8 protein-coding genes are annotated in these 13,000 nt (G+C 45.0%); 6 read left to right on the top strand and 2 right to left on the bottom strand.

All coding sequences use genetic code 11. From position 1 onward, the window contains the following. Positions 1-378 precede the first annotated feature (378 nt). Positions 379-3,987, bottom strand: coding sequence for a Yip1 family protein (locus ACTIE0_RS19730; RefSeq protein WP_006670282.1), 3,609 nt, complete (start codon positions 3,985-3,987; stop codon positions 379-381). A gap of 104 nt (positions 3,988-4,091) precedes the next feature. Here ACTIE0_RS19730 and ACTIE0_RS19725 point away from each other — a divergent pair, with 104 nt between their 5' ends. The 5 genes from ACTIE0_RS19725 (at position 4,092) to ACTIE0_RS19705 (ending at position 10,391) form a co-directional block, all read left to right on the top strand. Further along, positions 4,092-5,474, top strand: a complete 1,383-nt coding sequence (locus ACTIE0_RS19725; RefSeq protein WP_006621291.1) for a folate/biopterin family MFS transporter — start codon at positions 4,092-4,094, stop codon at positions 5,472-5,474. A 200-nt stretch (positions 5,475-5,674) separates the two neighbouring features. Next, positions 5,675-7,153, top strand: a complete 1,479-nt coding sequence (locus ACTIE0_RS19720) for a carotenoid oxygenase family protein (RefSeq protein WP_006621292.1) — start codon at positions 5,675-5,677, stop codon at positions 7,151-7,153. 278 nt (positions 7,154-7,431) lie between these two features. Beyond that, positions 7,432-8,598: a bifunctional diaminohydroxyphosphoribosylaminopyrimidine deaminase/5-amino-6-(5-phosphoribosylamino)uracil reductase RibD gene (gene ribD, locus ACTIE0_RS19715; RefSeq protein ID WP_006670283.1), complete on the top strand. Its 1,167-nt coding sequence runs from the start codon at positions 7,432-7,434 to the stop codon at positions 8,596-8,598. After that, positions 8,595-9,191: a hypothetical protein gene (locus tag ACTIE0_RS19710; protein WP_006621295.1), complete on the top strand. Its 597-nt coding sequence runs from the start codon at positions 8,595-8,597 to the stop codon at positions 9,189-9,191. Before ribD ends, ACTIE0_RS19710 begins: the two co-directional genes overlap by 4 nt. Before the next feature lie 123 nt (positions 9,192-9,314). Next, positions 9,315-10,391: a class I SAM-dependent methyltransferase gene (locus tag ACTIE0_RS19705; RefSeq protein ID WP_006670284.1), complete on the top strand. Its 1,077-nt coding sequence runs from the start codon at positions 9,315-9,317 to the stop codon at positions 10,389-10,391. Positions 10,392-10,401: 10 nt separating this feature from the next. On the opposite strand, the gene ACTIE0_RS19700 is transcribed toward ACTIE0_RS19705, so the two are convergent. Next, positions 10,402-11,133, bottom strand: a complete 732-nt coding sequence (locus tag ACTIE0_RS19700; protein WP_006621297.1) for an SH3 domain-containing protein — start codon at positions 11,131-11,133, stop codon at positions 10,402-10,404. Positions 11,134-11,340: 207 nt separating this feature from the next. Between ACTIE0_RS19700 and ACTIE0_RS19695 the strand changes: the two genes are divergently transcribed. Beyond that, positions 11,341-12,735, top strand: coding sequence for an NACHT domain-containing protein (locus ACTIE0_RS19695; RefSeq protein ID WP_006670285.1), 1,395 nt, complete (start codon positions 11,341-11,343; stop codon positions 12,733-12,735). The last annotated feature ends 265 nt before the right edge of the window (positions 12,736-13,000 follow it).

The raw sequence follows: 13,000 nt of genomic DNA, 5'->3' as shown, positions 1-13,000 counted from the left end.
GTGAAACCCAACAGGGGTGAGATGGTGGTGTGGGGTGGCGTTCGGACCCCCCAACCTACTCAAATAGGCGATCGCTCCGAATAGTAGGTTGGGTGAAACCCAACAGGGGTGAGATGGTGGTGTGGGGTGGCGTTCGGACCCCCCAACCTACTCAAATAGGCGATCGCTCTGGGTACGGTGAGATGGTGGCGTTGGGTTCCGTTCCTCCACCCAACCTACTTAAAATAGGCTCTAAAAATCCCAGGTTTTTCTCTTGACAAATACCGGAACTTGACTTATTATTAAAGAATGGGAAACCGTGCCGACATATATAATGGTTTGGGGAGGGGTTCAGTCTCTCCCGGTAAAATTACCTGAAAGAGAGACGGAATTAACTAGCTAAGACCAGTTCTTTTTGGCGGGTTTAATGTGAGGGACTCCTAATCGAAAATATGTAGGTGCTACTGGTTCAATATCGGGGTCAAAACCACCTACTTGATTAGTCCTGAGCATCCATAAATCAGCCCCTAATTGCAGAAAAATCATGGCGATTTGGTCGTGAACCCAACGAGGTAGAAGAGTTCGCCAACTAGACAAAGCCTTAATCAGAGTGTCGCGGGGTTTTTCGACAGTCAAATCACCTAATTTGGGGGCATTAAATCGCCAGTCTGGGCGTACCTTTCCCATGGGGGTTAAATAATGTTCGAGGGTATTCAGTAAATCGCCTAACTGTTGGAAACGGAGAGTTTGCTCATGATTAGGGTGTTCTCGCATCCATTTAATGATGAGGGGATTTAATTCTAACTCGGCTAAAATTTGCCGCAAAGAGGAATATAAGGCTTGGCTAGAGTCCTGACAACAGGAATTAACGGGACTCACAAAAGTAGTTCCGGTTCCGTCTCCGACACGATAACGCGCAGCCATAATATCTAATTCCTGAATAACGGCATTTAGGGGGGAGAATTTGATGCCATCAAAATCATAATCTTCGGTGAGGGGGCTAAACTTAATTAGAGTTTCGCATAATGGTCGCACACCCAACCATCCCCATTGACGATCGCCTCCATAATGTTCCCAAGCATTCGCCCCAGAAATAATACCATCAGTATTATTAGTATAAATTTGTCGGTACTCGATCGCAAAACGTAACTCCCCCGTTAAAGGGTCTCGTTTCACCGTAGCTACCCCGAAAGCAAAATGCCCAAAATAGATTTTCATTGATGCTAATTCGGCTTTCTTTCCGCCAATACCGCCAAACAGGTGCATCATCAAAGCGCGATCGCCTTCTCGCCATTGAGAAATCGCCATATGATCATCTTCACCCTCATTGTGCGGAGATAATAACACATTTTTCATCTGCCCCTTTTCCGCCTTTAAATTACTCAAATAATCACGCCTAAAGTAATCCAAGCATGGTGTCAGACCGTGAATCACCCGTTGAGGGGAGAGGCGGAACATTTCCCTAGGTGCGATCGCCTGTACCGTAAACCGACCTTGCTTATTTCTCGCCCCATAAATATACCATCCTCCGCTGTTAACCGGAGACTCTTCCACCCCCTGATTATTAAAAGAATAAACCCCATTACGATTAGGGATTACCGTCGGCATATAAACTATCTCCTCATACCCATCAAAATCCCCTGTAGACGGGTTAAAATGCCGAACTTGAAACAGGTCATTGCCCAAGTTTTTAACAAACCTTACCACCCCATAAAACCGCCCGGAAATTTGCATCGGTTCCCGTTGAATATACACCACCGGAACACCCTCCCCAGTATCCTTAATTACCACCGGTTCACGAAGTGCCACAATCATATCATCATCAGGTCTCGCCCCCGCCAAAGACTCCAAAGGATCGACATTTTCCCAACCATCAAGTCGGTGAGGATGAACCTTTCCCTGTCGTTGACTAAGCCGCGCTTGATCAGAGAAATTCACATCCATTTTTAACAATTTCGAGTAGTTTTGCACCCACTGTTCATCACTCCAGCGCAAAATTACTACCTGTCCGATGCGATGTTGATTTTCCGGGTCAGCATGATAAATTTCCAGCCGCACCCCTTTCAGGGTTTCCCGTTCATCTTTACTTGGTAAAATTAACCGACCTATCCAAGTATAATTGGGGTGATATAACTCGGGATTTAACCTTTGTTGAATTGGATAATAACCCACCTGATTAAATAACCCCTGCTTGTAGCGTTCATATTCGCTAATGGTGATAAACTTCTGCGGGTCTAATCCGGTGATTTCCCAATTTTGACAGAGAATACCTGTAATAATTTGCACCGTCTGTTCCAGGTGCGTCCGTCCGTCCGGTAACAGCGCATCCCCCATGGGTCCATCATCGCCATTATGACCTACTGGACCCAAAGAAATCAAGATAATTCTGCCCCGTCTTTTGGCACAATTCCAATTAGAAAGAACGGAAATCGGCCAGCGTCCTGAAAACATAATCGGACCGAGTTTTTCCACATTATCTTTTTCCCCCACTAGGTGATAGAGTCTTTGAATCGCCATAGCCCCGGTATTCCCACTAATTACCCCCGCTAAAGAAATCACCTCAATGGGGGCATTAATATTGTATTTCAGGAAGCTAACCGCACCCATAGACATCTGACCACCCCCACTGTAACCAATCAGGGTAATCGGTTTACCACTACCGAGGGGATAGCCAAAGCTAATTAGACTATTATAAATGACTTGGGCTAATCCTTGGTTTTGAATCGGACCATAACGGGGGTCGGCGGCGATCGCTACAGAAACTACATTGCGGAAATTGATAATAAAAGCGATCGGGTTAGCCGGATTTTTTAGGGATATTGATTCAATGATTTGCCAAATAAACGATAGGGGACGGTCTGAGGTTAGGGGTTTATTGGTGACACTATAAGGCATGATTCCTTTGACGATGAGAATATCATCAGGTAAGGACTCAGCTACCTTATCCAACATATTTTCAACTTGGGGGAGGTATTCATGGGAACCTTGATTGATACCGTCTAGGTACATTACATAACGGGAAATACTGTTGGGGTTCTCGATTTCTTTGACCGGGGTTCCTGTATATTTCAGGGTGCGATCGCCATACCATCCCGCCCACCAACTTAGGGCTTCTAGGGGAGTTAGGAATATCGAAAAGAATAGCGCGATCAAGCCAATAGTCGTCAGGTCGATCGCTAATTGCAAAGTTTGTTCTAACGCATTGTACCAACGACTAAACCAACCTGGGGACTGGGAGGAAATTAACACAAACACGAAAAACCCCGTTAATCCTAATGCGATCAATTGGATCGCCCGGTTGCGTTTGATGGTTTCTGGACTGTGGCGGGTCGCAGCATCCAGTATTACTTCATTACCCACATCATCGATGCTTTCGATATTACCTGATATCACCATTTGTGTGAGTTTTTGGCGATCGGTTACTACCTCGGTTCCCGCCACTAGGTTAGTTAACTTTTGACCCAGAATCATTAACGGACTGCCGATCGTTCGTTGTAAAATCTGCAATAGTACCCAGCCTAACCCTACCGACGAAAAAGTAGCCCAGGTGTCAAAATTGGTTACTGCTTTAATCGCCGTTACTTCCGCTAGTAATGACCAAATCGACAGAAATACACCAATGGGAACGCCAAAATAGGGAAGACCCACTATGAATCGTAAAATTTGCGGCGCGTAGCTTAATCCTAGCGTCGTAATCGTTGCTTGTAGGTTAAGTCCGCTATTAAATATCGCATTGTGGACTAGCCAAATACTCGCCGCCCAAAACCAAAACGTGAACACAAACAAAATCGCGGCCATTCCTAAACTCAGCACAAATCGGAAGGGTCGGACTCGGTTAATAAATAAAACAATCGATTGACCTATCGCCTGGGAGACTCCCGCCACCAACACTATTGTTAGGGCTAGTCCTCTACCTAGGGGTAGGATATTAATTTCTACAAAAGCATCTCGGTTTAGGGACAGCGCCCCTAAGATTAGATGCCACCACTGATCAAATGCCGTTTCCATAGTGATTTATACTGCCTAGACTTAAAGCGATCGCATCATTGTGTCGTTTTTGATTGAACTCGCTATGATATCAATATTGAAATTTCTTAACTTTTGTTTACAAAATGGAATTATCCCCAGTTAGCTTTGGCAATACCAAGGCATGGCTCAAGAAGCATATACTATTTGGCAATGAACCTAACCCAGAATTGGTCGCTATTCTGACCGTGTACTTTGTGCAAGGTATTCTGGGCCTCTCCCGTCTCGCCGTTAGCTTCTTCCTCAAAGATGATTTGGGTATGAGTCCCGCCGAAACCGCCGCCCTATTCGGAATAGTCTCTATTCCCTGGGTGATTAAACCCCTATTCGGCTTTATGTCCGACGGGTTGCCAATTTTTGGATATCGCCGCCGACCCTATTTAATCCTATCCGGGTTAATGGGGACTTTCTCCTGGGTTTACCTAGCTACCTTCGTTGATCATCCCATTACCGCGACAATTGCGATCGCCCTTAATTCCCTATCCGTAGCTATCAGCGATGTGATTGTAGACTCCTTAGTTGTAGAAAGGGCGCGAAACGAGTCTATCAGCAATATCGGTTCCCTTCAATCCCTCTGTTGGGCTTCCTCAGCCCTGGGGGGGTTAATTACCGCCTACCTCAGCGGCTATCTCCTGGAAATCTTTACCTCCGAAACAGTTTTCCTCATTACCGCTACCTTTCCCCTATTGGTGATGGTTGTCGCATGGGCGATCGCTGAAGATAAAATTACTAACATCTCCAATTGGCAAACCGTCAAACACCAAGTCCAACAACTGCGGGCTGCCATCACCCAAAAATCCATCTGGCTACCCACTGCCTTTATCTTCTTGTGGCAAGCTACCCCCACCGCCGACTCAGCCTTTTTCTATTTCACCACCAACGAATTAGGATTTCAACCAGAGTTTTTAGGACGAGTCCGCCTAGTTACCAGTATCGCCGCCCTCCTCGGTATTTGGTTATTTCAGCGATTCTTTAAATCTGTCCCCTTCCGTAAAATCTTCCTAGTCTCAACCCTTCTCTCCGCCGCCCTCGGTATGACCATGTTACTCCTAGTTACCCACACCAACCGCGCCCTAGGAATAGACGACCACTGGTTTAGCCTCGGAGATAGTCTCATCCTCACCGTAGCCGGAGAAATCGCCTATATGCCTGTTTTAGTCCTCGCCGCCCGCCTATGTCCCCCCGGTGTAGAAGCCACTCTTTTCGCCCTATTAATGTCCATCTCTAACCTTTCCCGACTCCTATCCCACGAGTCTGGCGCACTTCTCACCCACTTATTAGGAGTCACCGAGACTAACTTCGATAAATTATGGTTGTTAGTCATTATCACTAACTTAACTACCCTTTTACCATTACCCCTAATTCGCTGGCTACCATCTACCACCGCCGAAACTAACACCCATAACATCCATTCACCCAACCTAGAATCAACCGCAGAATTAGTCCCCGAATTAGTCACCACCGATTAATTAATAACTGGGAATCGGTAATCAATCCCCCTTTCCGACTCCCTCCCCCTCACCTAATCGGCGGGATTTATGCCTGCTATTCTCAACCTATCTTGACCTATCACACATCTTGATATATACTAAATATATCTACTAACTGATGTCTGATATCAATTAACCATAATTTCTCAGTTAATCACCTTAAACCAAATCATTGAATCATGCAAAATACCATATCTGAACCCTCCCAAAATCAACTATCATATAACCCCCAAGAATGGCAAAAAGGCTATTTGTCTCAACCCAATGAATACAACTATACCATCACCAATATTGATGGAGAAATCCCCCCAGACCTGAAAGGAACCCTATTCCGTAACGGTCCCGGTTTATTAGATATCGGTGGCTTACCCATTCATCACCCCTTTGATGGAGATGGCATGATTTCCGCTATCCGTTTTCAGGACGGACAAGCACACTATCAAAATCGCTATGTCCGCACCCAAGGCTATATAGACGAACAACAAGCCAAAACTATTCTTTATCGCGGTGTATTTGGAACCCAAAAGCCTGGCGGTTTTCTCCACAACGCCTTTGACCTGCGGATTAAAAATATTGCCAATACTCAAGTCATTTATTGGGGTGGTAAATTACTCGCCTTATGGGAAGCAGACCTACCCTATCATCTCAACCATCAAACCTTAGAAACTATTGGGCTAGATAACCTTAACGGTATCCTCGAACCCGGAGAATCTTTCGCCGCCCACCCCCGCATTGACCCCAGTTCTAAGTTTAATGGCGGTTCCCCAAGTTTAGTTAATTTTTCCATTAAACCAGGACTATCAACCACTATCCGTATTTATGAACTCGACAGCCATGGTAGCCTCCTACAAAAATACGCCCATACAGTCCCCGGATTTGCCTTTATCCATGATTTTGCCATCACCCCTAACTACTGTATTTTCTTCCAAAATCCTGTAAAATTTAATCCCCTTCCTTATCTGTTTGGACTCTGTGGCGCAGGACAATGTGTGCATTTTCAAGCTAATCAACCTACCCGCATCATTGTTATTCCTCGTGACCCCGCACAACGACAAAATATCCGACATTTTGACGCTCAATCTGGCTTTGTTTTCCATCATGCTAATGCTTTTGAACAGGAAAATAAGATTGGCGTTGATTCTATATGTTACCAATCTTTACCAGGGGTTGACCCACAAGCTAATTTTCGCGATACTGATTTTAATGCCTTAGAACCTGGTCAACTCTGGCGGTTTACCCTTGACCTCACTACCGGACAGGTTCAGCGTCAATTAATAGAATCTCGCTGTTGTGAGTTTCCTACTACTCACCCTAATTCTGTCGGTCGCCCTTACCGATATCTCTACTCCGCCGCCGCCCATAATAGCCAGGGAAATGCACCCCTTCAGGCGATTATTAAGTTTGACCTGGAAACCGGTTTGCGTCAACTTTGGACTGCCGCACCACACGGCTTTACCGGAGAACCTGTCTTTGTTCCCCGTCCTCATGCTACCTCCGAAGATGATGGCTGGTTATTGACTCTCGTTTATAATGCACAACACCATCGCTCAGATGTCGTTATTTTGGATGCGAAAAACCTTGAAAAAAATGCGATCGCTACCTTACACCTTCAACACCATATCCCCTATGGCTTACATGGGACCTTCGCCAACATTTAACTGACTTAACATTGGGGCAGCTTTTTTGTATACAATCTTCTTGCCCCCTTCTGGCTCGCCTAATGTTAACTTTTGTAAAAAAAAATTAAGTTTTGTTGCAAAAAATTTTTTTTTGGGGAGGGGGGTTGCTTTTTCGCGGCACTTGCGCTACACTTTTAATATAATGGGATGGTTGCAAAATTTTTATTTTAGGCAGTACTCCATTATTAAACTTAATACAAATATACTATCATTAATCCTGAGCCCCTGTCAACCCCTTTAACAAAAATTGTCGGCTGATGAATTTACCAAATGCTCAATCTGTCTCAGAATTTGACCGCCAGATGATGCGTAATTGTCTAAATCTGGCAAAGGAAGGGCTAGGAAAAACGGCACCAAATCCCCTAGTAGGTTGTGTGATTGTCCGTGATGACCAAATTATCGGGGAGGGATTTCACCCCGGACCAGGACAACCCCATGCAGAAATTTTCGCCTTGCGGTCTGCGGGAGAATTAGCCAGGGGAGCGACAGTATATGTGAACCTAGAACCGTGTAACCATTACGGAAGAACTCCCCCCTGTAGCGAAGCGTTAATTAAAGCAGGAGTTGCTAAAGTAGTGGCGGGAATGGTGGATCCGAATCCTCTGGTAGGTGGACAGGGAATTGCTAAACTGCGCCAAGCCGGAATAGAAGTAATTGTGGGAGTAGAAGAATCAGCCTGTTTAAAATTAAACGAAGCATTTGTTCATCGGATTATTTATAAACAAACCTTTGGTATATTGAAATACGCCATGACCCTGGATGGGAAAATAGCCACAGATACAGGTCATAGTGCTTGGGTAACAGGTGCGATCGCTCGCCAGGAAGTCCACCGTCTACGGGTCGCCTGTGATGCGGTAATTGTGGGGGGAAATACGGTCAGGCGAGATAATCCTCACTTAACCACCCACGGTCAAGGGGAACCCAACCCGTTGCGGGTAGTCATGAGTCGTAGTTTAGATTTACCATCATCAGCGCGACTGTGGGACACTTCCGAGGCTGCTACCATAGTTTTTACAGAAGTTGGTTCCCGTCCCGATTTCCAAGAACACTTGCGGAAAAAGGGGGTAGAGGTGCTGGAATTTGCACCATTGACACCCGCTAAAGTTATGTCATATTTCTATGAGCGTCAATTTTTGTCCGTGCTATGGGAATGTGGGGGTCGTCTAGCCTCTGAAGCCATAACTCAGGGGTGCGTTCACAAGATTTTGGCGTTTATTGCTCCTAAAATTATTGGTGGACAGGCTGCACCCTCTCCGGTCGGTAATTTAGGCTTTAGTCAAATGACTGAAGCCTTATCCCTAGAAGCAGTAAGCCTGCGAGCGATCGGTTCAGATTACCTAATTGAGGGTTATTTGTCGAATGGCTGGTCTGGAGCCTTACCAGAGGCTTTTCAATTCCAGACTACAGGGAGTAAAGCCCTATGAATGAGGTGGTTATTTTAGGCTTGATGGTCAGCAGCCTCGGTGTGGAAGCCGTCCTCGCTGGAAGCTGGCTATGTCAATTGCAGGATGAACAACAACAAGAATATGAAGAGGAGGAAGAAATCTTGACTCATTATGATTCCGATAATCCTAACACCACCACTATTGCATCATCTCAATCTCAGATATCCTCCCCTAATCATCAAGACTGGGAATATAAAATTGTTCGCGCTCAAAGAGATTTATTTCGGAACCCTAAAACCTTTGAAAAACTTTGTCAGGAAGAGGCGATCGCTGGTTGGGTAATGGTGGAAAAACTAGACGATCGCCGCATTCGCTTTCGTCGTCCTAGCAACTACCAACCATCCCAGTCAGATCAGGTAGCCTTGATTGACCCCTATCGGTCTTCCTATGGGTCTAGTTTTAACTTGATGGGTTTACTAACAGGTTTCGCCTTTTTAATCGCCATTATTCTCCCCGCTTATTTGGGATATATATTGGTATCAACCACCTTAAATACTCGGCTCCCAGAACTACCCATAACCCCCGAAATAACTGAAGATAATGAAAGTGAAGACATCGAAATCCCCAGATAAATCCTATAGATACCATCAGAGTTTAGCACCCCATTAAGTTTATACTTTCGATTTCTGAGAAAATGCGATAATTGGTCTATTCTGCTGTAGGATAGACCATTATTCTATAGTGTTCATCTGGTTATGACTGCAACTAAAAGCCTCGAAACCCTTGGCTGTCTTGGTCAAGTTACCTTAGAAGGTGATCTGGTACGCCTTAAAGGTTGGTCTGCTTCCTGGGGAGGTGGTCCCGTCCTGGATTTTCGTATTAATATTGGTGGCTTAGATGTTCCTGAGTTTCGGGTAGAGAAAGGGTTAATTAGTCAGGATGTCCAACAGTTATTTCCTAGTTTAGATCACGCTGACCAGGCTAGATTTTTAATTTATATCCCCCTAAGTTGGATTCAACAAACAGGTTTATTCAATAGTTTGGTAAGGCTAACTCCTATATTTGCATCGGGAGAAGGTGATGTTTTATTTGGGTTCTTGGAACCTTCGCTTCCGGTTCCCGAAAAAAGCGATCGGGTTGGGGTCGGTGGTAGTTTTAAGTTTGTGGCGGCGGACTTTTTAGGACACTTTGTTAATAAAGCCAATTTACAACCAGCAGAGGCGGTTCTTGATGCGGGTTGCGGGGTCGGTCGCATCGCTTATGGTTTGGCTTATTATCTCAACTCTCAAGCCTCTTATCACGGGTTTGATATTGTTCCCCATTGGATTGATTGGTGTCAGCAAGTGATTAGTGCTACCCGTCCTAATTTTCATTTTGAATGTGCGGATTTATACAGCGATCGCTATAATCCCACTGGCAAAACTCCCGCCGAAAATTTTGTGTTTCCCTACCCTAATAACCAATTTAATTTTGTGCTGTTAACTTCCGTTTTTACCCATTTATATGCAGCCGCCAGTCGGAATTATTTACAACAGATAGCGCGAGTGTTAAAGCCGGGTGGTAGGTGTTTATGCACGTTTTTTCTATTAAATGATGAAACCGAATCCTTGATTAAATCCGGTCGCAGTTCCCGGAATTTTGCCTATGCTGTCGGCGAAAGTTTTATCGATGATCCTGATAATCCCGAAGATGCGATCGCACATCCCGAAGCATTAGTAATGGATTGGATTAAGGATTCTGGTCTATCAGTACAACGCCAAGATTATGGGATGTGGTGTCGTCGGAGTCGTTCCGCTAGTTATCAGGATATGTTGGTGTTGTGCAAAAATTAAAGCATTTACCTCATTCTAATCTCACCAAAAACTCATAGGTAAAACCTCGGAAATTCGAGTCAAGCTCGAAAGTATAGGTTCCCGATTCCGGAATCATTCCCGTCCATTCCGTTAGGTCATCATTAGCATTAACATCATCCCCTAAAAGTTGACCATCTGGAGTGATAATATAGGGGAAAATAGAGTTTTCCGCCGTAACTGTCAGGGTTTGACCTGCTTCAGCTTCCAAGGTATAGCTATGGCTACCACCGCCAATAATTTCACCTTGGATAATAGCTGAATTACCACCCGGTAAAAATTGAATCGGTTGGCGGACATTCGGACAACTGCTATGGGTTCGGTTTTTAGCAACCCATCCCGGAACCGGATCGCTAATTTCTAGCCAACCGTCTTGCTCATTTACTACCGAAATAAAAGTATTATTGGGTAGTTGACCAACAATGTTACCTTCCTGAACTTGAGGCGCGCGCCGTACATTTAAAGGAGGGTCAGGGTCTTGGACAATTGCCATAGTAATCTCGCAGCCAGTTGTCGGGGGTCTCACCACAATTGGTGGCGACTCTATAACCCCAGGTGCTTGACTTGGCGCACTAGGAACCGGGGAATCAGTAACTGTTCCTTGAGGTGAGGCGGCGGGAGTTTCCTGTGAAGATCGCCACTGAATAGCGATCGCTGCTACTATAACTGCTGTCACCAGTCCGGCTACACTGGCAACTATCAATTGCTTGGGTTTGAAGGACATGGGACAGACCTCGCTGGTAGACAAAAATCATCTTCAAAAATTGCAGAGTTCCCAATTCCAAATATATCAAAACTTACCCCCTCTTCCCCAATCCTTCAGGACTCTAACCTAAAACTTAACATGATAATTATCCCTAAAGTCATAGTTCAGTGTATTTTTAACATAACCATTATTTCCTGTCCCGATCGCAAATCCTGACTCTATTCAATGCCTAGATTAACTGGTACTCGGGTACAAGTTCCCAAACGCCATCAATTACTCACCCAAGTTAAACAGGAGGTGAGACAATATCGGCTACAGTCTCCCCATCGCCATGTTCTCACCAAGTTAGCCCAGGAAAAACCCCCCCTACGCATGAGGCGCGCTTGGGATGTGGAAGTGAAAATAGGCAGCCGCCCTAGTGTGAAATTAGCAGCTAATGCCGGAATTATTGAAGTATTCGATCACATTGATGGCCGCCTGTTGATTTTGGGGGGGACTGGTTCCGGGAAAACTACCACCCTGGTGGGACTGGCTAAGGTCTTAGTAGAGAGAGCCTTATCTGATGAACATGAACCTATGCCGATTTGGCTCAATTTATCATCTTGGCGAATTGAGCAACAGTCTATCTCCGATTGGATGGTAGAGCAAATGCACCTCAAATATGCGATCGCTCCCGAATCAGGACGCTACTGGATGGAACAACTCCAGATTCTCCCCTTATTGGATGGTTTCGATGAGGTCGAAGAACATCATCGGGAATCCTGTATTCAATATATTAATGATTTTTTAGACAGTCATCTCTCCCCCCTACATTTAGTAGTATCTAGCACCGTCAAATCCTATCATCCCTGTCAGGCAAGGTTGCAACTAAATGGTGCAATATTGTTACGTCCCTTGACTAATCGACAGATACACAAGTATTTAATGAATGCTAGAAGTCGGGAACTTTGGCATGACATCGAAGAAGAACCACAGTTATTAAAAATCGCCCAAAAGCCATTATTTTTAACAATGATGACCCTAGCTTATGAAAATATCTTAATCTCATCTTGGAAACATTTAAACACCATTGATGATCAACAAGAGTATTTATTAAAAGCCTATCTGCGCCATCAAATTTCTAGCTTACGCGATCGCCATCATAATAGTGATGCCGGAAAAAACTACAGTTCCGAACAATTCCGCCACTGGCTAACAGAACTCGCCAAACGCCTGGAAAAAGAACAAACTCAAGATTTTATCCTCGATCGCATCCCGAAAACCTGGCTACATACCCGCGAACAAGAACGGGCTTATCATCTGGGTATGAAGATAGTCGAAAGTGGGATTTGGTGGTCAATTATAGCAATCATGATCCTAGCAATCATTTGGCGATCGCTGCCATTGTTAATCGCCGCCATGACCCTAGGAATCATATTAGCCCTCACCTACCAACCGTTGAGCCTAAAATTGGCGATCGAACGCCTGATCTTGCGATTTGTCCTATGGGGAGAAGGAGATGCACCCTGGAACTATGCCCAATTTTTAAATGATGCCACCGGGTTACTGTTGCTCAGAAAAATAGGCTCACGCTACCAATTCATTCATCGCCTACTACAAAAACACCTTGGCAAAACGTGACCAGCCTTACAACACAGGACGTAACTCCTCTACCAGGGCTCGCCTCAGTAGTTGATGATGCCCTGATGTCCCTATTTAGCCCGTCTGACCCAGCCCACCAGAGCGTCTATTTGCCAGTTTTAACTTTGCTACTTGCCAAGATTGCCATCCAGTCGGACACTTAGACTTGGGAGAACTGATGCAGTCGAGAGCATGATTTAATCTCAAATTAGGTTAACATTTTACGGCAATACGGTATAATACCAAGTATGGTGCGAGACCTTCG

The organism is Limnospira sp. (assembly GCF_051859755.1).
GTDB classification, from domain to species: Bacteria; Cyanobacteriota; Cyanobacteriia; order Cyanobacteriales; family Microcoleaceae; genus Limnospira; species Limnospira fusiformis.
Note: the sequence above shows the minus strand (reverse complement) of the source record. Positions and strands in the feature narration are given on the sequence as shown.